We start from the raw sequence: 23544 nt of genomic DNA on the forward strand, positions 1-23544 counted from the left end.
ACAATTATTATCAAAAGCCATATCAATTTAAAAATTTTAAAAATGATAAAGTATAGCAAAACCTGCCCTACTCTACTCCCATAGACTAGGCTCCTGCGGGTCTGTATAGCTAAATAAAATTTGATATGGCTGGTAGTCGAATTTGTATTTTAGGCTCGGACACTCACGCACTGCATACCCCAAATATATCCAGCGCAGATTAAATTTTTTCGCAATCTCAATCTGCTTTAAAAGCGAAAATTTCCCAAGGCTAAGATCGCTTCTGTATGGGTCGTAATAGCAATAAATCGAGCTTATCCCATCTTCGACAATGTCGATCAAATCGACGCAAATCAGCCTGTCAAACTCATCGTAATACGAAATTTCCTTGCCGAAATTTCCATATCCCTCCACATAAATTTCATAGTATTTCTCAGGCGTGATATTTTGGCGTGGCCAGCCCTTTTTTTCGCTCATATAGTTATGATAAATTTCGAAAAGCTCCAAATGCTCGCCGTCTAAAATCGGTGCTGAAAAGCCAAGAGTGGTTTTTTCGTTTTTTTTATAAACTCTGCGGTGCGATTTGGAAAATTTGAAATTTCTCGCATCTACTCTCAGGCTTTTACACTCATCGCAACCCGCACAAATGGGCTTTTGGAAGTAATTCCCAAAGCGTCTGTATCCGTGAGTGACTAAATTTGAATTATAAGAATACGAGGCATTTTTGACAAAAATGTATTCATTTCTAGCTGATTTTCCCTGCAAATACGGGCAGGGAAAATCGAGCGTGCAAAATGGAATTTCAAGCATTAAATTTTTCTAATATTTGCATTTTCGATATATTTCAAAAACTCATCTTTTAGCCGATTTTCGCGCGCACTCACACTCTCATCGCCTAAATCCTCATCTTTGAAAATATCTTTAAATTCATCGCGATTTGGGTTTGGTTTTGGCTTAGGTTTGGGCGGATTTTTCGCCTTTTCTTCTTTAATCATATCTTTTTTTATGCTATTTAGCGATTCTAAAAAATCCATTTTCGCTCCCTAAATTTCGGCTTCTCGCATAGCAGAAGCGATTGCAGCGACGACTTCGGTTTTTTTCGTATCGAAATCGTCCTTGGTATTTGCCAAAATTTTGTCCAAATTTTTCTCGACATAGCTCGTATCGAAAAATCCCAATCTAAACTCACGCGATTTGCTGATCGAGAGCAAAAATGGGATTATCGTGCGCACACCCTCTATGCGGAACTCCTTCAATGCCCTTTCTAGCTTATTTACCGCCAAGTCGTAATCTGTGGTTTTGATAATGAGTTTAGCTAAAAGCGAGTCATAAAATGGCGGAATTTTATAGCCTTTGTAAATATGACTATCCACGCGCACGCTAGGTCCCAAAGCTGGGTAATAATCCTCGACCTTGCCAGGTGCTGGGGTGAAATTTTTCCATACATTTTCGGCTGTAATTCTCGCCTCAATCGCGTAACCGCGCGGTTTGATATCGCTTTGTTCGAGCTCTAAAATTTCGCCATTTGCGATACGGATCTGGCGCACGACGATATCCACGCCAGTGATTTCCTCGGTGATTCCGTGCTCGACTTGAATTCTGGTATTCATCTCCATAAAATAGAAATTGTTGTAATCATCGAGCAAAAACTCCACAGTGCCGACATTTGAGTAATTCACAGCCTTAGCTGCGGCTACTGCGGTGATACCCATGGTCTTGCGCAAATGCTCGCTAATCGACGGGCACGGGGCGATTTCGATGATTTTTTGGTGACGGCGTTGGATTGAGCAATCGCGCTCGCAAAGGTGGATAATGTTGCCGTAATTATCGCCGATGATTTGAAACTCGATATGGCGCGGATTGACGACGAGTTTTTCCATAAAAACTTCATCGTTGTTAAAATACGCCTTCGCCTCTCTGGTGCAGGATTCAAACGCCGCTTCCATATCCTCTTCGCTCCAAACTTCGCGGATTCCACGCCCTCCACCGCCGCCGCTTGATTTCAAAATCACCGGATAACCGATTTTGCGGGCGTATTCTTTGATAGTCTCCATTGATTCGTTGTTTAATTTTTCGGTGCCTGGCACGATAGGAATACCATTTTTACGCATTAAATAGCGAGCGATGTTTTTATTACCCATTTTGCGGATAACTTCTGGTTTTGGACCGATAAAGATAATCCCCGCATCCTCGACCTCTTTTGCGAAATCATAATTCTCACTCAAAAATCCATATCCAGGGTGGATAGCGTCCGCACCGCTTGCTTTGGCTATTTCTACGATTTTTTTGGCGTCCAAATACCCAGTAAGTGGTTCTGTACCGACCTCATAGGCCTCATCAGCAATTTTAACATGCAAGCAGTCTCTGTCAGGCTCGGTGTAAATCGCTATACTTTTTATGTGCAAATCTCTACATGCTCTAATAACCCTAACCGCGATTTCACCGCGATTTGCTATGAGAATTTTGTGTATCATACTAAAACACCTTTTTGTAAAAATAATATTGCGTATGATAGTATAAAAAATGTTATATCAAGTTGAAATTTAGGGGAAAAAGTCAAAATTTTAAAGGATTTTAGTGGTGCCCAGAGCCGGAATCGAACCGGCACGGAGTTGCCTCCGCCAGATTTTGAGTCTGGTGCGTCTACCAATTTCACCACCTGGGCTTGAATTAAAAATCGAGATTATACAAAAATTTGATTAAAATAAAATTAAGCCCCAAAAATTTTGGGGCTTAAAGAGTTAAGAAAAATTATTTTTTCTTTTTAGCTTTTGAAGCAGCAACAGCCTCTTTAAGTTGTTTGCCAACTTTAAATTTAACTACTTTTGTAGCAGGTGATTTGTAAGTTTTGTTTGTGCCAGGAACTTTGCCTTCACGAGCAGCACGCTCAGCAATGCTAAAAGAACCAAAGCCAATGAAACTAATCTCATCGCCTTTAACTAATAGCTCTTTAATTGTTTCAAGAGCTTTATCTACTACTGCTGTAGTATCTTTTTTGCTTTGTCCTGCTTTTTCAGCAACAATACTGATAAAATCAGCTTTTTTCATAGAGTATCCTTTGTGATAAAGTGTAACGGCGACCATTTTACAATACTTTGATAAAAATTTCAATAGAATTTTGCGAATTTTTCGCCAAATTTGGCAAAATTTCACGAAATTTGGCAAAATTTTGCCTATTTTCACACTATTTGAAAAATAAATTTTTTCATTTTTTCCCAAATTTACACAAATTTAGGCGCTAAAATTTTTTATAATCTTAAATTTGATATAATGCGCCCAAAATTTTAAATTTAAGGTAAAAATATGACAAAAATTTTGATGATAGAAGATGATTTGGAGTTGGCTGAAATTTTAAGCGAATACTTAGAACAATACGAAATCGACATTACCGTCGCAGATGACCCATTTATCGGACTTTCGAAGCTTAAATTAGAAAATTTCAACCTTGTGATTTTAGACCTAACGCTTCCTGGTATGGACGGGCTTGAAGTCTGCAAAGAAATCCGCAAAACCTCGAATTTACCTATTATCATTTCTAGTGCGCGCCACGATTTGACCGATAAAATCAACGCCTTTGATTTCGGCGCAGATGATTATCTACCAAAACCATACAACCCCCAAGAGCTTCTAGCCCGCATTAAACGCCATGTCGAGCGCTACAACACAGGCTCGATCAAACAAAGTGGCGAAAAAACCAACAAAGACATCGTAGTAGATGATTTTTCGCACATTATCACCTTCAAAGGGCAGCCTTTATCGCTGACAGTCGCTGAATATGATGTCCTCTCATATCTAGTCAAAAAAGAAGGCGGAGCAATCACGCGCGAAGAGCTCATTTACAACAGCTCCTCAATCAGCGAAGAATCTTCGCCAAAAAGCATAGATGTCATCGTCGGTCGTATCAGAGTCAAGCTTGGCGAAACCTCCAAGACACCGCAATATATCCACGCAATCAGGGGCGTGGGATACAAGCTCGTGCAATAAATTTTGAAATTTAAATATGAAATTTAGATCTTCGATTTTTTATACCATTACATTTATTTTCGCGCTTGCGACGATTGGCGTATCGCTCGCACTCATTTGGCTCATCGGATATGATAAACAAAACTACACCAGAGAGCTAAACACAAAATACTCCATAGTCGCGCGCTCGCACCTATACCAGATGAGTAGGCTCATCTCGCAAAACGAATTCCAAAGACAAATCGCAAATTTCGAATTTTCTAGCATTAATGACGAAAATTTTATAAAGCAACTAAACGAAAATGGCGAAATTTTAGATAGTATTTCGGCTGACATCGGCTCGGCTGATATTATAATGTATAACCGCAAACACTACCTCAAAATCACTCACGCAAACGAGGTTAGAATTTTAAACGACAAAGAATACCAACCATATCGCTACGATATTTTTAGGGCGATTTATGGCGGAATTTTGGTGATTATTTTGCTCGCATACATTTTTATTATACGCAAAATCAAACCACTTCGCAAGCTAAAACGCCAAATCGATAAATTTGCCACAGGCGATCTAAATATCGCAAATGTCGCCACAGGCACAGACGAAATCTCCGAGGTTTCGCGCGCGTTTTACGGCGCAGTTACGCAGATCAACAAACTAAACGAATCGCGCCACCTATTTTTGCGAAACATCATGCACGAGCTAAAAACGCCCATTACCAAAGGTCGCATAACCGTCGAAATGATCGAAAAAAACAAATATCAAGAGCGCTTGTTATCGGTATTTGAAAGGCTAGAAGATTTGATTAACGAATTTGCCGCAGTCGAAAGGGCGACTTCTGGGATTCCGCTTGGAGAGCGTGGAATTTACTCAGCCAAAGAAATCATAAACGAAGCCCTAAAAATCGCAATGATAGGCGAAAATTTAGTAACCATAAATGCGCCAGAGGATTTGAAATTTAATGTAGATTTGAAGCTGTTTTCAATCGCTGTGAAAAATCTAATCGACAACGCAATCAAATACTCCACCGACCGCCATGTCATCATAAATGTCGGAGCGACCTTTGATTTTATCAGCAATTCGCCAGAGTTAGAGCAGGATTTCGAGCATTACAAAGAGGCATTTTCCAAGGGCTCAAACGCCAAACAAAGCTTCGGTCTTGGGCTATACATCGTCGATAATATCGCCAAATCGCATGGTTTAGCCTTTAAATACCGCAGAGAAAATGAGACAAATATCTTTTATTTTGATAATATGAGTGAAATTTTACTCTAAATTTTAAGGCGATTTGATATATGATTGCAAAATTTTTTAAAAAGTGAGTTTATGCGAAATTTAATATTTTTACTAGCATTTTTCGGTGTTTGTTTGTGTGCAGAGAGCTTCATCACAGATGAAGAATACGGAGCCATGCTCTATCAAAACCCCCGTGGAATCGGCTGTGATAAGTGCCACGGCGAGCGTGGCGAGGGACAGCTCATCGCAAAATACGAGGAATTTAACCGCTCAAACGAAACCTACTATGAAAAATCCCTTTTTGCACCCAAAATCAACACCCTTTCACTGCAAGAATTAGCCGACGGAATCGGCGCTAGCAAGGACATTATGCCAAGCTATTTTCTTACAAAAGATGAAATTATCATTATTTACAAATATTTAAAAGCCAAAAATCAAACCCAAAAAAAGGACGAAAATGACAAACAAAACTGAATTTGCAAAGGCTATGAAATTTATCCCAGGTGGCGTTGATTCGCCTGTTCGCGCATTTGGAAGCGTAGGTGGCGAGCCATTTATGGTAAAAAAGGGCAAAGGCGCATATATCTACGATGTCGAGGGCAGAAAATACCTTGATTTCGTGCAAAGTTGGGGTCCGCTAATTTTCGGACATGCCGATAAAGATATCCAAAAAGCGGTTTGCGATGCAGCGAAATTTGGACTAAGTTTTGGCGCACCAAGCCCGCTAGAAACGAAACTTGCTAAGCTTGTTTTAGATAAATTTCCATTTTTGGATAAAATTCGCTTCACTAGCAGTGGCACAGAGGCCACAATGAGTGCAATCCGCCTAGCGCGCGCTTACAGCGGAAAAGACGGCATAATAAAATTCGCTGGTTGCTACCACGGACACAGCGACTCGCTTTTGGTCAAGGCAGGTTCAGGGGCAACTACATTTGGGTATTCAAGCAGTGCTGGCGTGCCAGAAGATATCGCTAAAAACACATTTGTCGCTGTTTATAACGATATCCAAAGCGTCAAAGCGATTGTCAAAGCCAATGATATCGGCACCATAATCATCGAACCAATCGCTGGAAATATGGGCTTGGTGCCTGCAAAAGCCGAATTTTTAAGCGAACTTCGCAAAATTTGCGACGAGAAAAAAATCGTGCTAATCATGGACGAGGTAATGAGCGGATTTCGCGCTAGTGCGCGCGGAAGCTACGATGTGTATGGCATAGAGGGCGATATCGTAACCTTTGGCAAGGTAATCGGTGGGGGTATGAGCGTGGCAGCCTTTGCCGGAAAGTCTGAAATCATGGATCTAATCAGTCCTCTTGGCGGTGTTTATCAAGCAGGCACGCTAAGCGGAAACCCAGTGGCAATGGCGGCTGGAATTGCGAGTTTGAGTAAAATTTATGCTAAGAAAAATTTATACAAAGATTTAAATTCACTCGCCAAACGCTTTATAAACGGCCTTAGCAAAGCCGCCAAAAAGCATGGTATCGCGCTTCAAACGGCTTGTGTGGGAAGTATGTTTGGGTATTTTTTCAACGAAAATGAGGTGAATAACTACGATGACGCGCTCAAATCCGACACTAAGCGTTTTGCGAAATTTCACCGCGAAATGATAAAACGGGGCGTATTTTTGGCGCCAAGTCAGTTCGAAACTGGCTTTATTTGCGAGGCAATGAGCAAAAAAGATATAGATTTTGCCATAAAAATGGCAGATGAAGCAATGGCAAATTTGTAAATTTTGAAATTTAAGGCGAGATTATGAAATACACAAAAAACCTGCACAAGGTCGTCCCGATCGCATACGATGTGAGCCTTGGGATTTCGATAGTCGTCGCAATCGCCATTGGCGTGGGACTTGGGCTATGGCTCAAATCCCTAACCGGCTCGTTAATCGTTTTTTGGGTTTGCGTGTGCTTTGGTATAGCTGCGGCGTTTTTAAATGTCTATAAGGCGTTTAAGGGGCTAAACGAAAGTCTCAAAGAGCTCGAAGACGATCCCAAATACAAGGCCGCAAAAGAGAATTTCGACGATGATGATTGGGACGAAAAAGAGTGAAAAAAGAAATTTTAAAAATCTACTTGATTTTTGATTTTCTAGTCCTTGCGCTTGGGGGTTTGCTTTGCGCTTTTGGGGCGAAATTTGCCCCATTTTTCGCTAGTTCGCAACTCGGATTTTTCTGCTCGCTTGCGGTTGTGTTTTTTTCGCACAGAGCCTACGCACTGCGCCTCGAAGATGAAATTCGCTCTGGCAAATATGACAAAATCGCTAATGATGAATTTGATGATGAAAATTTAGCCGAGCCCAAAAAAAGCGCGGTCAAATCAAATTTTACCACCGCGTTTTTTTCACCATTTAAAATTTTATCTTACGCTGCGCTAATTTTTGGAATTTGGCTTTTGGCTAAATTTGGACTTTTAAACCCGCTTGCACTAATGCTTGGCGTAAGCGTAATCCCACTAGGCACGCTCGTTTTTGCATTTTGTAATAAAGAGTGAATTTTACTCTACAATTGCAAAGAAATGCGAAGCATTTCAGTAAAATAAACCCAGCTAAATTTAGAAAAACGAAGTTTTTCTAAATTTAGCCACTTCTAAGGTTTTACAGGGGTGGGGGTTGGTAAGGGGGAGGGTAGCGTCTCCTAAAAAGCGCGCCCTCCCCCTTACAGAGAATTTCACGGCGCAGGTTAAATTCAAAAAATCGTTCAATGCTAAATTTAGTTTGAAATTTGAATTTAAATTTTCTGGATTGCTTCGCTTTCTGCGAAAGCTCGCAATGACAAACCTAGCGTAAATTTTGCCTAATCTGTCATTGCAAGATTTACGAAGTAAATCGAAGCAATCTACGAATTTAAAATTCCCGCCGCTAAATTTGCAAAATTACTGACCCGAAATTTTAAAAAACAAAAACAATCAAAACTACACAAATTTGGCTAAAAATATAAAGAATTATTAATTCAAATTTCGCTAAAATGATGAGTTTTGAAAAGGAATTTTATGGATTACAACACGCTAAAAAAAATATTTTTTAAATTTCAGCCAGAAACTGCACACCATATCGCAGAATTGGGGCTTCGCACACTAAGTGTAGTTCCGTTTGGACTGGAAATTTTAGCCAAAAATACAACCTTTAAAGATGAAATTCTAAATCAAAAAATCTGGGGGTTAAATTTCGAAAATCCGCTTGGAATCGCCGGTGGATTTGACAAAAACGCAACCATGCTAGCCCCACTTTACGCCCTTGGATTCGGGCATGCTGAGTTTGGGACATTTACACCAAAACCCCAACCTGGCAACGCCAAACCGCGCCTTTTCCGCCTAGTCGAAGAGGAAAGTATCCAAAACGCAATGGGCTTTAACAACGAGGGTGCCGAGGCTATCGCAAATCGCGTGCGCAAAATTTACCCAGCCAAATTTCCGCTTGTCGCAAACATTGGCAAAAACAAAATCACGCCAAACGAAAACGCTCTAAGCGATTATGAAATTTTAACTCGCAAATTTGAGGGTCTTTGCGATATTTTTGAAATCAACATTAGCTCGCCAAATACGCCAAATTTGCGCGCTTTGCAAGACGAAAGTTTCATAAAAGAAATTTTATCTATGATGAGAGGCATTACCAAAAAACCAATAATTTTAAAAATCGCCCCCGATATGAGCGCGCAAAAGGCCGTGTCGCTATGCTCGTGCGCCATAGAGGCTGGGGCAGATGCCTTGCTAGTAAATAACACTAGCATTGATTACTCGCTAACGCCCAAAGCAAGGGATTTTGGCGGAATTAGCGGCAGGTTAATTACGCAAAAATCGCGCGAACTATTTCGCGCTGTCGCAAAAGAGCTATTTGGCAAAGCAGTGCTGATTAGCTGCGGTGGTATCGATAGCGCTACCGAAGCATACACCCGCATAAAAGACGGCGCGAGCCTAGTGCAAATTTTCACAAGTTTTATTTTCAAAGGCCCTAAAATAGCCTATAATATCAACTCCGAGTTAGCTTCACTCTTGCGCCAAGACGGCCTTTCAAATATCACAGAAGCAATCGGTTTAAATTTAAAAAAATGAGGTTTTTATGTTTGCAAAATTCAATAAAATCACGCTAGAAAACGGCTTAGCCGTCTATCACATACCGGTAAATTTAGGTAGCGATGTCATCAGCGTCGATCTATTTTACGATGTGGGCTCAAAGGACGAAGTCATGGGCAAAAGTGGCATAGCCCACATGCTCGAACACCTAAATTTCAAATCCACCAAAAACCGCAAAGCTGGCGAATTTGACGCCATTGTAAAAGGTTTTGGTGGCGTGAATAACGCAAGCACAGGCTTTGATTTCACGCACTATTTCATCAAATGCGAGCGCTCGAATCTAGCCACCTGCCTCGATTTATACGCAGATATCATGGAAAATTTAAAGCTCGAAGAGAGCGAGTTTTTGCCAGAGCGAAATGTGGTTTTAGAAGAGAGGCTTTGGCGCACAGATAACGATCCGTTTGGGTATCTGTTTTTTAGGCTGTATAACAGCGCCTTTGTTTATCACCCATATCACTGGACGCCGATTGGATTTAGAAGCGATATAGAGGGCTGGAAAATCGAGGATATCAGGGAATTTCACGCTAAATTTTATAATCCAAACAACGCGGCACTTCTAATCAGTGGCGATATCGACGAAAATAATGCGTTTGAGCTAGCAAAAAAGAGCTTTTCGCATATCAAAAATCGCTGCGAAAAATCGCATGTTTGCGCGCCAGAACCAGAGCAAGACGGCGCTAGATTTAATCTCATACACAAAGACTCTCATGTCCAAATCGTGGCAACCGCCTTTAAAATCCCGCCGTTTAACCACACTGACGCAGCCAGCATAAACGCTCTTTGCGACTATCTTGGCGGTATGAAAAGCTCGCTTTTGCAACGAATTTTAGTCGATGAGAAAAAGCTAGCCAATCAAATCGATGTCTATAATCTAGCCAGCAAACATGAAAATTTAATGATAATTTTCGGCGTTTGCAACGCTGGGGTCGCTGGCGAGAGGCTAAGAGATGAAATTTTTGCTATCCTAGAAAATGCCAAAAATTCTCAAATCAGCGATGATGAAATCACAAAACTCAAAAATTCAGCCAAATCAAGCCTAATTTACTCCATGGATAGCGCTAGCAAGGTGGCTAGCATTTATGGCTCATATATCATCAGAGGCGATTTGGACGCGCTGTTTAGACTCCAAAGCGATATCGAAAACATCTCAGCGCAAAATTTAAACGAAACTATGAAAAAATATCTCAAATTTAAAAATTCAACCACATTGATTTTACGAAAGGAAAACGATGAATAAAAATGTAATTATCGGTTCAATGACCGCATTAATCACACCGTTTAAAGATGGCAAACTTGACGAGCAAACCTACGCCAAACTCATAAAACGCCAAATCGATAACGGCATAAATGTCCTAGTCCCTGTCGGCACCACAGGCGAGAGCGCCACATTGACCCACGATGAGCACAAAGTCTGCATAGAAATCGCAGTCGATACCTGCAAAAACACAGGCGTCAAAGTCCTAGCGGGTGCCGGCTCAAACGCCACGCACGAGGCTGTGGATTTAGCCAAATTTGCGCAAGCACATGGGGCCGATGGAATACTCTCTGTCGCGCCATACTACAACAAACCGACCCAAAAAGGCTTGTATCTGCACTACAAAGAGATTGCAAACTCTATCGAAATTCCAGTGCTTTTATACAATGTCCCGGGTAGAACAGGGTGTAATATCGACACAGAAACCATAATCAAGCTTTTTAACGACTGCGACAACATTTATGGCGTAAAAGAGGCAAGTGGCAGTATCGATAAATGCGTAGATTTGCTAGCGCATGAGCCGAAACTAAGCGTGATTAGTGGCGAGGACGCGATAAACTACCCTATCCTATCAAACGGCGGAAAGGGCGTCATCTCCGTAACTGCAAATTTATTGCCTGATTATATTTCAAAGCTCGTAAATTTCGGACTAAATAGCGATTATATCAAGGCAAAAGAGATTAATGATGATTTGTATGCAATAAATAAAATTCTCTTTTGCGAAAGCAACCCAATCCCGATAAAAGCGGCAATGTATATCGCTGGGCTAATGCCAGCTTTGGAGTATCGCTTGCCACTTTGCGAGCCTAGCAAGGAAAATTTAGCTAAAATTGAAGCTGTTATGAAACAATACAATATCAAAGGATTTTAATGATAGAAACTATCAACGAATTTAAAGGAAAAACCCTAGTAATCAGCGGTGGAACGCGTGGAATCGGTCGCGCGATTGTTTTGGAATTCGCCAAAGTTGGCGTAAATGTCGCCTTTACCTACAACTCAAACGAAGAGTTAGCCAAAACCCAAGCAGCGGAGTTAGAGAAGGAATTTGGCATTAAAGCAAGGGCGTACGGCTTAAATATCTTAGAGCCAGAGACCTACAAAGAGCTATTTGAAAAGATCGATGCGGATTTTGATAGAGTGGATTTTTTCATCTCAAATGCCATTATTTCGGGTCGTGCGGTGGCTGGTGGATACACTAAATTTATGAAACTAAAACCACGCGGGATTAACAATATCTTTACCGCGACCGTAAATGCCTTTGTCGTGGGCTCGCAAGAAGCAGCCAAACGCATGGAAAAGGTAGGCGGTGGCAGTATAATCAGCCTAAGTTCGACTGGAAATTTAGTCTATATCGAGCATTACTCAGGACACGGCACTGCAAAAGCGGCAGTTGAGGCTATGGCAAGATACGCTGCAACCGAGCTTGGCGAGAAAAATATCCGCGTAAATGTCGTAAGTGGCGGACCAATCGAAACAGACGCGCTAAGAGCTTTTACGAATTATGAAGAAGTGCGCGACAAAACAGCCGAGCTAAGCCCACTTAATCGCATGGGACAGCCGACAGATTTAGCAGGTGCGTGCCTGTTTTTGTGTTCGAGCAAGGCTAGTTGGGTTACAGGTCATACATTTATCGTCGATGGCGGAACGACTTTTAAATAAAATTTGGAAAAAATATGTGGAATTTACCAAATATATTAGCAATTTTTAGGGTTTTACTAGCACCTTTGTTTTTTTATCTCATTTTGCTGGCTGGCAATGCCGATAGTAGCGGTATGGTTGGCGCGGTGCATGTCAGCTGGATAAACTACTTCGCCGCCCTAACCTTCGTAATCGCCTCCGTGACGGACTTTTTCGACGGATTTATCGCTAGAAGCTGGAATCAAATCACCAAATTTGGCGGTATCATCGATCCTCTGGCTGATAAAATGCTAACCTTGGCTGGATTTTTAGGGCTTATGTATATTGATAGAGCGAGCCCATGGGCTGTGTATCTAATCCTAATCCGCGAGTTTTTTATCACAGGTTTTCGCACGGTTATGGTGAGCGAAAATATCAGCGTCTCAGCCTCAATGGCGGGCAAGGTAAAAACGGTGTCGCAAATGTTTGCCATAGGATTTTTGACAATGCAGTGGAGTGGCGGAAATTTCTTGCTATGGCTCGCAGTGGCACTCACGCTGTATTCGGGACTAGAATACATTTTAGCTTATGCTAAAAATCACAAAAAAAATGCAAAAGCAACGGAGTGATGTTTGAAAAGCATACTTTTAACCATAGGAATTTTGCTTTGTGGATTGTATTTTTACGGGTTGCATTTTTTCGTAACGATTTTAGCCATTAGCTTTTTGATATTTTTCCACGAGCTTGGCCATTTTAGCGTTGCGCGCCTGCTTGGCGTGGGCGTAAATGTATTTAGCGTGGGCTTTGGCGAGAAAATTTACACCAAACAAATCGGCGCGACACAGTATTGCATAAGCGCAATCCCGCTTGGCGGATATGTCAGCCTAAAAGGCCAAGAGGATTTAGACCCAAGTGCGAAAAATTTCGACCCCGATAGCTACAACACCAAAGGCCCGCTAGCGCGCATTGCCATACTTGTGGCTGGGCCTGCATTTAATATAATTTTGGCGTTTTTAATCTACATTAGCCTAGGCTATATCGGCGTAGAGCGTATCGCGCCAATCGTAGGCGCAGTTAGCGAAAACTCAGCCGCACAAAGTGCTGGAATCATGGTTGGCGATGAAATTTTATCAATAAATGGCGCGCAAATCAGGGAGTGGGACGATATCTCTAAAAATGTCGTAGCCGGGGATTTAAACCTGCAAATCAAGCGCGCAGGCGAAATCAAAAACCTAAATTTAACCCCAAAAATGGGCGAGAAACTAAACATTTGGCGAGAGCGTATCCAAACCCCGCTAATCGGAATTTCTCCTGGAAAAGAACCCAAATATATCACGCTCTATCACACGGGCGCTAGCTCGCTAAGTTTTGCGCTAGATGAGACAATCCAATCGAGCAAAATCATCTTGGTGGGGCTCGAAAAACTAGTCTCGGGCGTCGTATCTCCTAAGGAAATGGGCGGAATCGTCGCTATCACCGATATCACGACTAAGGCCGTAAGCTACGGAGCTTCGGTAGTTTTGCTCCTTGTCGCGCTGATTTCTGTGAATTTGGGCATAATAAATCTCTTCCCAATCCCGGCTCTTGATGGCGGACATATTTTGTTTAATCTAATCGAGCTTGTGTTTCGCCGCCCAGTGCCAGAGAAGGTTTTCATCGGCGCTAGCTACGCTGGAATCGCGATTTTGGCAATGCTAATGATTTTTACGATAGTAAATGACTTCGCGCGCATGCTAGGATTTTATCAATGAATCTAGCGCAAATTTTAGAGCGTATCCAAAACGCTAGAATTTCGGCTGGAATTTGGGACAGCGTCCGTCTAATCGCTGTGAGCAAAAATGTAGATACTGACGCAGTGCAAAATCTCTACTCGCAGGGGCAAATCGAATTTGGCGAAAACCGTGTCCAAGAGATGAAACGAAAATGCGAAATTTTAAGCAACCTGCCCCTAAAATGGCACTTCATCGGCTCGCTTCAAAGCAATAAAATAAATCATTTGCTCTCCTTACGCCCGTGCTTGTGGCAAAGTTGCAACTCTTTTGAGCTTGCTACTGCTGTGAATAAACGGCTAAATTTCACGCTAGATACGCTTTTGGAGATAAACTCAGCTAACGAAAGTAGCAAAAGCGGGCTTGAAATTTCGCGCGCGATTGATGAGTTTTTGCAAATAAAAGAGAGTTGCGAAAATCTAAATTTATGCGGTGTGATGAGTATCGGCGCACACTCGAACGATGAGCGCGAAATACAAAAAAGCTTTGAAACCACTTACAAAATTTTTGAAAATTTGCATCCACACGGCGCAAAAATCTGCTCAATGGGCATGAGCGATGACTTCGAATTAGCCATAAAATGCGGGTCAAATATGGTGCGTTTAGGACGAATTTTGTATCGATGAAAAACGATATCGTAATATTTTTGCTAGGCATTTGCTGTATAGCGTTTCCAGCCCATGATAATTTGTTCATCTGCTTTGAAATTTTGCTTTTTAATATTCTAGCTTGCGCCCTATTTATAGCGATTGCGTATAAATTTCAAATCTTGCAAAAACGCTACTTCGCGTTATTTTTTTTGATTTTGGCAAATCTTGCAACATTGGCGAATATCTGGGGGATGCCGTGGCCTTCTAACGGATACGAAGGCACTATCGTCCGAATCGAGATTTTCAAGGCAATTTCGGTTTTTAACTTTTGGCTAGTTTATGCTGGATTTTGGCTCTTAGCGGTGCCAATTGTCATCTATATATTCTTTTTGGATCTGCTTGGCAGAATTAGCCTAAAAATACTTTCTAGCAAAAAATCTATCCAAAATTCGAATATTTAAAACAAAATTCTGCAAATTTGGCTAGTGTTTGTGAAAAAACGAATTTCGCCGTGCAAATTTGCCAAATTCGGCATTTCACACGGTAAGTAAATTTACAAAATCTCTTTTCTGAGTTGCTCGGGGGTTTTTGGCGAGATTAGAGCTGGTGCGATGTCAAAAATGCTAAACGCACCGCTTTTGCCGTCCTTATGTAATCTATACGCCGCTCTTGCGTAAGCCACTAGCACGCTAGCTGTGAATTCAGGGTTTGAATCGAGTTTTAGGCTAAATTCGATTAAATGTTTTGTCTCGCCGTGTTCGCCTGTGCTACCGCTTCTTAGCACGAAGCCACCATGCGGGATTCCGCCGTGTTCGCGTTTTAGCGTTTCAAGGTCGATAAAATGCACGGTCGTATCGTAATCAGCGAAATAATTTGGCATTGTTTTGATTTCGTTTTCGATTTTTGCTTTATCAGCGCCATCTTCGGCGACCACGAAACACTCACGCAAATGCTTTTCTCTCGTGCTTAAATTTGGATTTTCTCCGGCTCTGACACTAGCCAACGCACTTTCTATCGGCACAGTGTATTGTCTAGCATCGACTACGCCTTTGATTCGGCGGATAGCGTCAGAATGTCCTTGGCTCACGCCTTTGCCCCAAAATGTGTAGCTCTCGCCGTTTTCTAGCACACTTTCGCCCACAAGGCGATTTAGCGAAAACAGACCCGGATCCCAGCCAATAGCGATAATGCCGACATTTCCGCCGCCTTTGGCTGCCTTATCGACATTTGCAAAGTGTTCAGGGATTTTGGCGTGTGTATCGAAACTATCGACAACGCAGAAGTTTTTGGCAAATTCTGGCGTTTGAGTCGGCAAATCGGTCGCCGAGCCACCGCAAAGCACCAAAACATCGAATTTGCCTTTGAAATTTAATATTTCATCTATGCTATAAACACTCGCGCCGCAGGTTTTCACGCTAGCTGGCTCACGCCTAGAAAAAACGCCGAAAACTTCCATGTCGCTTGTGTTTCGCACGGCAAGTTCCACGCCACGACCTAAATTTCCATAACCTAAAATTCCTACTTTGATTTTACTCATTTTTTTATCCTTTTTATTAAATTTTATTTCTGAATTTTGCCTATTTTTGGGCTTTCACGGCACCATCTCAAATCGCCAAAATCGTTTTGAAAAACCAAAAAATATCATAAAATTTCCTATTTTTTAAACATAAAATACACAGCCAAAACTAGGAAAACAAAGCTTATAATGTGGTTTATGCGAAAGGCTTCGCTTTTGAAAATCAGCAGTGCAAACACGCTAAAAACGCTAAGTGTGATGACTTCTTGCAGGACTTTGAGCTGCCAAATGTCAAACGAACCGCCGTTGCCGATGTAGCCGTATTTGTTGGCTGGTATGAGCAGGCAATACTCGAAAAACGCCACGCACCAGCCAAAGAGAATAATCCCAAAAAGCCCAAGGTTGCTAAAAAACGGGATTTTGGTAAATTTCAAGTGCGCATACCACGCAATCGTCATCAAAACATTTGAAAAAATCAGTAAAATTATGGTGTAGTATGGTTTCATTTTATCTGCCTAAATTTTTAATTTTATACTCTTTCGCATTTTTCACTTCACTCCCAAATTTGCGAGTTCCCCGCAAACTTTGCTAAATTGTTCTTTTGCGTTTGCTAAGCCATTGCGATTTGTTTCGATGACGCTAGCTGGGGCCGATGCCATAAATTTCTCATTTCCTAGCATATTTTCTAGCTTGTTAATCTCTTTTTCAAGCTTGGTTTTTTGCGAATTCAGGCGATTTATGATAGGGCTTAAATCCACGCCTTCAAGCGCGACAAAGCTTTCTAAATTCGCGCTCACATCACGCACGGCATTTGCCACAGGAGCGCTTACAAACTCGATTTCATCGCATTTGGCAAGTGTTTTGATATAATCTTTTGCCCCGCTTAAATCAAATGAGCTTAGCACAAAAGCCTTTGCGATTTTTGCATTTCCTAGATCGATCGTCGCTTTTGCACGGCGAATGCTCACAATCGCTTCAATCACGCGCTCAAAAAGCTTTTCGATCCCTTCGTTTTGCGCCGAAGTTTTTGGGTATCTCATCATGGTTACGGATTCTCCGCTCTCCAACGAAGTCCCGCTAAGCTCGTGGTAAAGATATTCGCTGATAAACGGCATAAATGGGCTAAGAAGCTTCAAAGCTTCTTTAAAAATCATACCAAGCTCAGGGATTGCGGCTTTGTTTGCTTTGCTTAGCTCAATCCCCCAGTCGCAAAATTCGTCCCAAAAAAACTTATACAAATCAGTCGCAGCGTCGTTGAAGCGATACGCGTCGAGATTCGCCCTGACCGAATTTACACACGCTTTAAAACGGCTTAGCATATATTCTCCAAGCTCGGTTTTAATTTCGCTCTCAACCAAATCATCAAATTTGCTTGAATTTAAAAGCAAAAATTTACTCGCATTGTAAAGTTTATTTACGAAATTTCTATAAATCAAAAGCTTATCGTCGCTTAGGCGCAGATCCCGTCCCTGCACGCACAAAACGGTCAGCGTAAAACGCAAAATGTCGGCTGAGTATTCATCGATTTTATCAAGCGGATCGACGATATTTTTGCTTGATTTACTCATTTTTTTGCCGTCTTTGTCCTTAACTAGGGCGTGAAGATAGACATCTTTAAACGGCAATTTGGCAGTAGCGTTTTCGCATTGGAAAAACATTCTTGCAACCCAAAAGAAAAGTATGTCAAAGCCCGTAATCAGCATAGTATTTGGATAAAACTCTTTCAAATCGCTCTCATGCCATTTTTCATCTTTTAGCGCGTCGCCATTGCCCCAGCCAAGTGTGGAAATCGGCCACAAGCCGCTAGAAAACCAAGTATCAAGGACATCCGGGTCTTGCGTGAATTTCGCACTACCGCATTTTGGGCATTTGCTAGGGTTTTCGCACTCGTCCGCCCACTCGTGTCCGCACTCGCAGTAAAACACAGGGATTCGGTGTCCCCACCAAAGCTGACGGCTAATGCACCAGTCTTTTAGCTCTCTCATCCACGCATTGAAGCTATTTATCCAGTGCGCTGGGAAAAACTCAGCTCCGCCGTCATTTACCATTTTTATGGCATTTTTAGCGATGTCAGATTTCACAAACCATTGCTTTGAAATATAGGGCTCGACGACATTTTTACAGCGGTAGCAATACCCGACTTGATTTTCGTAATCTTCGATTTTTTCGATAAAGCCCAGCTCATCAAGCTTTGCGACGATTTTATCTCTGGCTTCAAGGCGTTCAAGTCCAGCAAATTCGCCACAATATTCGTTTAAAATTCCCTTTTCATCGAAGATTGTGATAAATTCCAAATCGTGGCGATTGCCGACTTCGTAGTCGTTTTGATCATGCGCTGGTGTTACTTTTACGCAGCCTGTTCCAAAAGCCATATCGACATGCTCGTCGGCGATGATTTTGATTTTTCTCCCTATAATAGGGAGTTCTACAAATTTTCCGATTAAATTTTTATAGCGTTCATCGTTTGGATTTACCATTACAGCAGTGTCGCCGAAATATGTTTCAGGACGCGTTGTAGCCACAACTATAAATTTATCTTTTTCGCCGTCCAAATAATATCGCACATAGTAAAGTTTGCCTTTATTTGCCTTGTGTTCGACTTCGACATCGCTAAGTGCGCCGTCGTGAGTGCACCAATTCACCATATAATTTCCGCGAACAATAAGCCCTTTTTCGTATAAATTCACAAATGCTTTTCGCACGGCGTTTTTAAGCCCGTCGTCCATGGTAAATCTCTCTCTACTCCACGCTGGACCCACGCCAAGACGGCGGATTTGTCGAACTATCGTGCCGCCGCTTTGCTCTTTCCATTTCCAAACATGTTTTAAAAACTCTTCCCTGCCGATTTCTTCTTTTTTTATGCCTTTGGCTAAAAGTTCGCGTTCGACGACATTTTGAGTGGCGATTCCTGCGTGATCAAGCCCTGGTTGATACAGTGCTTTGTATCCGTCCATGCGTTTATAACGAGTCATAATATCTTGCAAGGTGCAAGTAAGAGAGTGTCCTATGTGCAAAACGCCCGTTACATTTGGCGGTGGCATCATAATGCAAAATGTTTTGCCCTTTTCTTGGATATTTTTGTTGCCGTCGATCTCGAAATAACCGCGTTCTTCCCAAATTTTATAAAATTTTTCTTCAACTTCTTTTGGATTGTAAAAATCTGCCATTTTAACTGCCTTTTTATTTGATTTTAAAAACTGATGATTATAGTTAAATTTCACTAAAAACCAGTTAAAATTCGAAATTTTATCGCCAAATTTGCCCTAAATTTGCGATATTTTAAGCAAAATTTTAGTAAAATCAAAGATTTAAAATTTTCCCCAGAAAGGTTGCAAATGGATTTTGCTATCGAGCTATTTTTGACGATTACTGCACTTGCAATCGTTCTAAACATAGTTTTTAAAGTTTTTGAAATCCCTAGCATTATCGGATATATCGTCGCAGGTGTGTGCTTCACGCAGATTTATAGTCTCACACGCGACGAGAGTATGTATATGTCGCAAATCGCCGAATTTGGCGTGGTTTTTCTGATGTTTAGCATAGGATTAGAGTTTAGCTTCAAGCACTTGATGAGTATGAAAAAAGATGTTTTTTTCAACGGATTTTTGCAGGTTGCAGGCACTGGGCTGATACTCACTCTCATAATAGATCAAGTTTTAAGCGAAAATATCAAAACCGCCATTATTATCGGTCTTGCGCTATCTTTAAGCTCGACTGCTATCGTGCTAAAAAGCCTAAATGACTCTGGCGAAATAAATCGCAATCACGGAAGAAAGGTGCTTGGAATTTTGCTTTTCCAAGATTTGGCTGTAATTCCGATTTTGCTTATGATTGATATTTTTGCCTCCACAGATAGCACGCCCGTAAATGAGCTGGTTTTGCGCACAGCCATAAGCGCGGCGATTGTGATTATATCGCTTTTTTTAATCGGCAAATTCCTGCTAAACACCCTGCTAGGCTATGTTACAAAGCTAAATTCCAAAGAAATTTTCATCGCCACGGTTTTATTCGTGGTAATCGGTGCTAGCTTTTTGGCTCATGTGTTTGGATTTAGCTACACGCTGGGCGCATTTATCGCTGGCATGCTGATTGCCGAAACCGAATACAAGCGCGAAATCGCCGCAGGTATGAGTTCGCTCAGAGATATTTTGCTAGGACTTTTTTTTATCACAATCGGAATTCAGATTAAATTTGACATTATCGCCAACCACTACGGCGTGATTTTACTAGGAATTATCATTATAATGGCGTTAAAAGCAGGTATTGTATATGCGATACTCATCATATCAACTCACAAAAGAATCGCGCTCAAATCAGCCCTATCTCTGGCGCAAATCGGCGAATTTGCCCTAGCGATTTTCGCACTTTTAATCTCCAAAAATTTAATAAACAAAGAAAACGCTCAAATTCTAATCGCTATCGTTGTGGCGACGATGATTTTGACACCATTTATCCTAAAAAACCTAAACCGCATCGCAAACCGCTTCGAATCAAATGTCGAAAAACTCGAAGACGAGGTGCATAAGGTCAAAATTTCGCCTATGAAAAACCATTTTGTCATCGTTGGATACGGCAGAGTAGGACAAGAAATACTGCTTAGACTACGCGATAATGGTCTGCCATATATCGTGGCTGAAAGCGATTTGGAGCTTGTGGATCTTGGTAAATCGCGCGGAGAAAATGTGCATTTTGCAAATATGATGCAAAAAAGCGTCATCGACGAATTTAGCCTGCGTCAGGCATCTGTGATAATCCTAACGCTCACAAACCAAGAAAAACTCGATATCGTTACAAATATGCTAAATAAGGAAAATTTAAGCGCAAAAATCATTGTGATGTATTCAGGGCCGTATCGCAAGGTCGAATTAGAGGGCGAATTCGGCGAGAATTTTATATTTATGAAGGAAGAGCGTATGCTGGCTGGCTCACTTTTGCAAGAGGCGTTAAGACAAAAATTACAAAGCTAAAATTTTAAAAATTTAAGTAGAATATAGAAAAAATAAAGGAAATTTAGTGATAAAAATCGAAAATTTGCATAAAAGTTTCGGAAAATCCGAAATCATAAAAGGTGTCAGCGCCGAGATCAAAAAAGGCGAAATTTTCGCTATCGTAGGACAAAGTGGCGCAGGCAAAAGCACCCTACTTCGCTGTATAAACGGACTAGAAAATTACCAAAGCGGCAGTCTAAAAGTCGCCGGCAAAGAGGTGGCGGATTTAAAAGGCGATGAAGTGCGCGAATTTCGCAAAAATATCGGTATGATTTTTCAACATTTCGCGCTGATGAGCCGAAAAACGGTCGCCGAAAATGTCGCCACACCGCTTAGGTTTTGGAAATTTGAGGAAGGATATATCAAAGAGCGCGTGGCCGAACTACTCGTTCTAGTCGGCCTCAAAGACAAAGCAAACGCCTATCCTAGCGAGCTTAGCGGCGGTCAGAAGCAAAGAGTAGCCATTGCAAGGGCATTGGCGCTAAAACCGCAAATTTTACTTAGCGACGAGGCGACCTCAGCGCTCGATCCAAACACAACGACGCAAATTTTAAATTTGCTTAAAGAAATCAACCGCTCGCTTGGCATTACGATAATTTTGGTAACGCACGAAATGGAGGTCGTCAAAAGCATAGCCAACCGCGCCATGCTCCTAAAACACGGCGTCGTCGTGGGCTCTGGCGATATCGTGGAGCTGTTTTTGCACCCTGATGAGCACATGAAGGAATTCCTAGGCGAAGAGGAAGTGCTACCGCCAAATAATATAAATGTAAGGCTGTTTTTCCCGCCAGATGTCGCGTTTGATAGCATTATCACGCACATGGCGCACGAGCTTGGCATAAATTTTAATATCGTCTGGGGTAAGTTAGAGCGCCTGGATAAAAGCGTCGTGGGCTCGCTCGTGATAAATGTCCTACCAACCCAACTCGAAGCCGTGGAGAAATATATCAGCGAAAAGGGCGTGATTTACGAGGTCGTGGAGAAAAAATAATTTTTCCCAAAAAATTATAATTAAAATTAAAAATAAAATCGGCGAAGTCGTTTGAAATTTGACTTCGCCAAGTGAAATTTGGCAAAGCCTAAGCCCTGCCAAATTTACCAAATTTAGCGGATTACTAGCCCTTGTGGGATACCGTTTCTAATAACCCAAACTAGGACTTTTTTGCCTTTGTAGGCTTTGATATATTTGTTAAAATCATCGATATTTTCGACATCGTTTTGACCGATTTGGATAATAATATCGCCCTTTCTAAACCCATACTCGCTCGCTTTTGAATCAGCTTTTACATTTGTTACGATTGCACCTTTTAGATCTTTATTTAGCGCATATTTTGAGCGAATTTCATCATCTAGGTTTTTAAGGCTAAGTCCCTCTAATGCGCCCTCATCGACATTTGAGCTGCCGGCGTTAGATGATTTATCCATACTATCTAGTTTGAGGGTTACTTTTTGGTTTTTGCCGTCGCGCTCAAACTCGATTTCGACCTTGCTACCCGGATTCATCGAGCCGACCAAATTTTTAAGCTCGTTTGCGTTTTTGACAGGTTTATCATCGACTTTTATAATCAAATCGCCCCTTTTAATGCCCGCTTTATCCGCTGGCAAGCCCTCTTCTACGCTCGAAATCAGCGCACCTTCTTTGCTATTGTAAATCTCTTTTTGCTCTTTTGACATATCGCTAATCGTTACGCCGATATATCCGCGCTCGATTTTGCCGTCGCTAATGAGCTTTTTGGCGATATCTTTGACCATATTTGACGGGATTGCAAATCCTATGCCGTTATTTCCGCCACTTCTGCTTAAAATCGCCGAATTTATGCCAATGAGCGCACCACGGCTATCGACTAGCGCACCGCCTGAGTTGCCCGGATTTATCGAAGCGTCTGTTTGGATAAAATTTTCGTATTGATTAAGCCCGATATTGTTTTTATTTAGCGCAGAGACGATTCCTTGCGTAATCGTGCCACCCACGCCAAAAGGATTTCCGATAGCAAACACTATATCGCCCTCCACAGCCTTTGACGAATCAGCAAATTTAATCGCGGATAGCCTTTTTTCCTCGATTTTGATAATCGCCAAATCGGTTTTTGAATCCGTTCCTACGACCTTGGCTTTATACTCTTTGTCATTATCGAGCAGCGTAACTACGATTTCATCGGCATTTTCGACGACATGGTTGTTTGTGACGATATATCCGTCATCTGAGATAATCACGCCCGATCCCAAAGAGCTGACCTCGCGCTCTTGTCTAGGCAGGTTAAAATCGAAAAATTGCTTAAAAAACGGATCGTTAAACATCTCCGCCATTGGGTTGTTTGCGACTTTGTGTTTTGATTTGGTCGAGATATTTACGACAGATTTTTTCGCCTCGGCAATCGAGCTGTGGTATGAGAGAACGACATCCTTGCTAAACTCAGGATTTACACGATCAAATTTCGCCCCAGCCTCGCTGATATCGATATTCGCGCCAAAAAGCGAAGCGCTAAGTGCCAAAGATAGCAAAATGGTTTTTTTCATTTAAATTCCTTTTGAATAAAATTTTCGTGCAATTATAAATTTCTAG

At 41.6% G+C, this 23544-nt stretch carries 24 protein-coding genes and 1 tRNA gene; 16 read left to right on the forward strand and 9 right to left on the reverse strand.

Annotated features, from left to right (window positions below):
- Positions 1 to 72: 72 nt before the first annotated feature.
- The 5 genes from PF027_RS04745 to PF027_RS04765 form a co-directional block, all read right to left on the reverse strand.
- The gene (locus PF027_RS04745; protein ID WP_270870645.1) at positions 73 to 789 is read right to left on the reverse strand and encodes an arginyltransferase; all 717 of its coding nucleotides are present in this window, start codon (positions 787 to 789) and stop codon (positions 73 to 75) included.
- The gene (locus PF027_RS04750; protein WP_270859463.1) at positions 789 to 1013 is read right to left on the reverse strand and encodes a hypothetical protein; all 225 of its coding nucleotides are present in this window, start codon (positions 1011 to 1013) and stop codon (positions 789 to 791) included. Before PF027_RS04750 ends, PF027_RS04745 begins: the two co-directional genes overlap by 1 nt.
- 9 nt (positions 1014 to 1022) lie before the next feature.
- Positions 1023 to 2453 (reverse strand): acetyl-CoA carboxylase subunit A, encoded by a 1431-nt coding sequence (locus PF027_RS04755; protein WP_270871764.1) that lies wholly within the window; start codon positions 2451 to 2453, stop codon positions 1023 to 1025.
- Between the two features lie 104 nt (positions 2454 to 2557).
- Positions 2558 to 2644 (reverse strand) — tRNA-Leu (locus PF027_RS04760).
- An 86-nt stretch (positions 2645 to 2730) separates the two neighbouring features.
- Positions 2731 to 3027, reverse strand: a complete 297-nt coding sequence (locus PF027_RS04765; protein ID WP_270859461.1) for an HU family DNA-binding protein — start codon at positions 3025 to 3027, stop codon at positions 2731 to 2733.
- A gap of 255 nt (positions 3028 to 3282) precedes the next feature.
- On the opposite strand from PF027_RS04765, the gene PF027_RS04770 reads away from it, so the two are divergent.
- From PF027_RS04770 to PF027_RS04835, 14 genes are all read left to right on the forward strand, one after another.
- A complete protein-coding gene (locus PF027_RS04770; RefSeq protein ID WP_270859460.1) occupies positions 3283 to 3963 on the forward strand; it encodes a response regulator transcription factor in 681 nt (226 codons plus the stop codon).
- 16 nt (positions 3964 to 3979) lie between these two features.
- Complete coding sequence (locus PF027_RS04775; protein WP_270871763.1) at positions 3980 to 5215, forward strand: ArsS family sensor histidine kinase; 1236 nt, start codon at positions 3980 to 3982, stop codon at positions 5213 to 5215.
- A gap of 51 nt (positions 5216 to 5266) precedes the next feature.
- A complete protein-coding gene (locus PF027_RS04780) occupies positions 5267 to 5650 on the forward strand; it encodes a c-type cytochrome (protein ID WP_270864475.1) in 384 nt (127 codons plus the stop codon).
- A complete protein-coding gene (gene hemL, locus PF027_RS04785) occupies positions 5634 to 6905 on the forward strand; it encodes a glutamate-1-semialdehyde 2,1-aminomutase (protein ID WP_270864476.1) in 1272 nt (423 codons plus the stop codon). Before PF027_RS04780 ends, hemL begins: the two co-directional genes overlap by 17 nt.
- Before the next feature lie 23 nt (positions 6906 to 6928).
- Positions 6929 to 7225: an AtpZ/AtpI family protein gene (locus PF027_RS04790; protein WP_270866191.1), complete on the forward strand. Its 297-nt coding sequence runs from the start codon at positions 6929 to 6931 to the stop codon at positions 7223 to 7225.
- Entirely contained in the window at positions 7222 to 7665 is a 444-nt protein-coding gene (locus PF027_RS04795; protein ID WP_270871762.1) for a hypothetical protein, read from the forward strand. The genes PF027_RS04790 and PF027_RS04795 overlap by 4 nt, the downstream gene beginning before the upstream one ends.
- A gap of 498 nt (positions 7666 to 8163) precedes the next feature.
- A complete protein-coding gene (locus tag PF027_RS04800) occupies positions 8164 to 9222 on the forward strand; it encodes a quinone-dependent dihydroorotate dehydrogenase (protein ID WP_270872350.1) in 1059 nt (352 codons plus the stop codon).
- A 7-nt stretch (positions 9223 to 9229) separates the two neighbouring features.
- Positions 9230 to 10483, forward strand: a complete 1254-nt coding sequence (locus PF027_RS04805) for a M16 family metallopeptidase (RefSeq protein ID WP_270872351.1) — start codon at positions 9230 to 9232, stop codon at positions 10481 to 10483.
- On the forward strand, positions 10476 to 11372 hold the full coding sequence (gene dapA, locus PF027_RS04810; protein ID WP_270859452.1) for a 4-hydroxy-tetrahydrodipicolinate synthase: 897 nt from the start codon (positions 10476 to 10478) through the stop codon (positions 11370 to 11372). Before PF027_RS04805 ends, dapA begins: the two co-directional genes overlap by 8 nt.
- On the forward strand, positions 11372 to 12160 hold the full coding sequence (locus tag PF027_RS04815) for an enoyl-ACP reductase (protein WP_270864481.1): 789 nt from the start codon (positions 11372 to 11374) through the stop codon (positions 12158 to 12160). The genes dapA and PF027_RS04815 overlap by 1 nt, the downstream gene beginning before the upstream one ends.
- A gap of 14 nt (positions 12161 to 12174) precedes the next feature.
- Complete coding sequence (gene pgsA / locus PF027_RS04820) at positions 12175 to 12747, forward strand: CDP-diacylglycerol--glycerol-3-phosphate 3-phosphatidyltransferase (protein ID WP_270859450.1); 573 nt, start codon at positions 12175 to 12177, stop codon at positions 12745 to 12747.
- 3 nt (positions 12748 to 12750) lie between these two features.
- Complete coding sequence (rseP, locus tag PF027_RS04825; RefSeq protein WP_270872352.1) at positions 12751 to 13869, forward strand: RIP metalloprotease RseP; 1119 nt, start codon at positions 12751 to 12753, stop codon at positions 13867 to 13869.
- Positions 13866 to 14513 carry a YggS family pyridoxal phosphate-dependent enzyme gene (locus PF027_RS04830; protein ID WP_270872353.1) on the forward strand — a complete coding sequence of 216 codons (648 nt, stop codon included), beginning with the start codon at positions 13866 to 13868 and terminating at the stop codon, positions 14511 to 14513. Before rseP ends, PF027_RS04830 begins: the two co-directional genes overlap by 4 nt.
- Positions 14510 to 14938 (forward strand): hypothetical protein, encoded by a 429-nt coding sequence (locus PF027_RS04835; RefSeq protein WP_270862413.1) that lies wholly within the window; start codon positions 14510 to 14512, stop codon positions 14936 to 14938. The genes PF027_RS04830 and PF027_RS04835 overlap by 4 nt, the downstream gene beginning before the upstream one ends.
- Before the next feature lie 92 nt (positions 14939 to 15030).
- On the opposite strand, the gene PF027_RS04840 is transcribed toward PF027_RS04835, so the two are convergent.
- From PF027_RS04840 to PF027_RS04850, 3 genes are all read right to left on the reverse strand, one after another.
- Positions 15031 to 16014, reverse strand: coding sequence for a diaminopimelate dehydrogenase (locus PF027_RS04840; protein ID WP_270872354.1), 984 nt, complete (start codon positions 16012 to 16014; stop codon positions 15031 to 15033).
- A gap of 116 nt (positions 16015 to 16130) precedes the next feature.
- Positions 16131 to 16499, reverse strand: coding sequence for a DMT family protein (locus PF027_RS04845; protein WP_270864912.1), 369 nt, complete (start codon positions 16497 to 16499; stop codon positions 16131 to 16133).
- Between the two features lie 42 nt (positions 16500 to 16541).
- Positions 16542 to 19160, reverse strand: a complete 2619-nt coding sequence (locus tag PF027_RS04850; protein ID WP_270876280.1) for a valine--tRNA ligase — start codon at positions 19158 to 19160, stop codon at positions 16542 to 16544.
- Between the two features lie 168 nt (positions 19161 to 19328).
- Here PF027_RS04850 and PF027_RS04855 point away from each other — a divergent pair, with 168 nt between their 5' ends.
- Both PF027_RS04855 and PF027_RS04860 read left to right on the forward strand, forming a co-directional pair.
- Positions 19329 to 20960, forward strand: coding sequence for a cation:proton antiporter domain-containing protein (locus PF027_RS04855; RefSeq protein WP_270872356.1), 1632 nt, complete (start codon positions 19329 to 19331; stop codon positions 20958 to 20960).
- A 46-nt stretch (positions 20961 to 21006) separates the two neighbouring features.
- Positions 21007 to 21972, forward strand: a complete 966-nt coding sequence (locus PF027_RS04860) for a methionine ABC transporter ATP-binding protein (RefSeq protein WP_270872357.1) — start codon at positions 21007 to 21009, stop codon at positions 21970 to 21972.
- A 113-nt stretch (positions 21973 to 22085) separates the two neighbouring features.
- Here PF027_RS04860 and PF027_RS04865 read toward each other — a convergent pair whose 3' ends face one another.
- The gene (locus PF027_RS04865; RefSeq protein WP_270862406.1) at positions 22086 to 23498 is read right to left on the reverse strand and encodes a DegQ family serine endoprotease; all 1413 of its coding nucleotides are present in this window, start codon (positions 23496 to 23498) and stop codon (positions 22086 to 22088) included.
- Between the last annotated feature and the right edge of the window lie 46 nt (positions 23499 to 23544).

Source organism: Campylobacter sp. VBCF_01 NA2, assembly GCF_027797205.1.
Classification (GTDB): domain Bacteria; phylum Campylobacterota; class Campylobacteria; order Campylobacterales; family Campylobacteraceae; genus Campylobacter_B.

Bases quoted from the DNA above. Each gene is read 5' to 3' on its own strand.
- PF027_RS04845 (WP_270864912.1), bottom strand. From the start codon at position 16,499: ATGAAACCATACTACACCATAATTTTACTGATTTTTTCAAATGTTTTG.
- PF027_RS04835 (WP_270862413.1), top strand. From the start codon at position 14,510: ATGAAAAACGATATCGTAATATTTTTGCTAGGCATTTGCTGTATAGCG.
- PF027_RS04750 (WP_270859463.1), bottom strand. From the start codon at position 1,013: ATGGATTTTTTAGAATCGCTAAATAGCATAAAAAAAGATATGATTAAA.
- PF027_RS04800 (WP_270872350.1), top strand. From the start codon at position 8,164: ATGGATTACAACACGCTAAAAAAAATATTTTTTAAATTTCAGCCAGAA.
- PF027_RS04865 (WP_270862406.1), bottom strand. From the start codon at position 23,498: ATGAAAAAAACCATTTTGCTATCTTTGGCACTTAGCGCTTCGCTTTTT.
- PF027_RS04815 (WP_270864481.1), top strand. From the start codon at position 11,372: ATGATAGAAACTATCAACGAATTTAAAGGAAAAACCCTAGTAATCAGC.
- PF027_RS04745 (WP_270870645.1), bottom strand. From the start codon at position 789: ATGCTTGAAATTCCATTTTGCACGCTCGATTTTCCCTGCCCGTATTTG.
- dapA (WP_270859452.1), top strand. From the start codon at position 10,476: ATGAATAAAAATGTAATTATCGGTTCAATGACCGCATTAATCACACCG.
- PF027_RS04765 (WP_270859461.1), bottom strand. From the start codon at position 3,027: ATGAAAAAAGCTGATTTTATCAGTATTGTTGCTGAAAAAGCAGGACAA.
- PF027_RS04850 (WP_270876280.1), bottom strand. From the start codon at position 19,160: ATGGCAGATTTTTACAATCCAAAAGAAGTTGAAGAAAAATTTTATAAA.
- PF027_RS04830 (WP_270872353.1), top strand. From the start codon at position 13,866: ATGAATCTAGCGCAAATTTTAGAGCGTATCCAAAACGCTAGAATTTCG.
- pgsA (WP_270859450.1), top strand. From the start codon at position 12,175: ATGTGGAATTTACCAAATATATTAGCAATTTTTAGGGTTTTACTAGCA.
- PF027_RS04840 (WP_270872354.1), bottom strand. From the start codon at position 16,014: ATGAGTAAAATCAAAGTAGGAATTTTAGGTTATGGAAATTTAGGTCGT.
- PF027_RS04755 (WP_270871764.1), bottom strand. From the start codon at position 2,453: ATGATACACAAAATTCTCATAGCAAATCGCGGTGAAATCGCGGTTAGG.
- PF027_RS04780 (WP_270864475.1), top strand. From the start codon at position 5,267: ATGCGAAATTTAATATTTTTACTAGCATTTTTCGGTGTTTGTTTGTGT.
- PF027_RS04770 (WP_270859460.1), top strand. From the start codon at position 3,283: ATGACAAAAATTTTGATGATAGAAGATGATTTGGAGTTGGCTGAAATT.
- PF027_RS04790 (WP_270866191.1), top strand. From the start codon at position 6,929: ATGAAATACACAAAAAACCTGCACAAGGTCGTCCCGATCGCATACGAT.
- PF027_RS04855 (WP_270872356.1), top strand. From the start codon at position 19,329: ATGGATTTTGCTATCGAGCTATTTTTGACGATTACTGCACTTGCAATC.
- PF027_RS04805 (WP_270872351.1), top strand. From the start codon at position 9,230: ATGTTTGCAAAATTCAATAAAATCACGCTAGAAAACGGCTTAGCCGTC.
- PF027_RS04775 (WP_270871763.1), top strand. From the start codon at position 3,980: ATGAAATTTAGATCTTCGATTTTTTATACCATTACATTTATTTTCGCG.
- hemL (WP_270864476.1), top strand. From the start codon at position 5,634: ATGACAAACAAAACTGAATTTGCAAAGGCTATGAAATTTATCCCAGGT.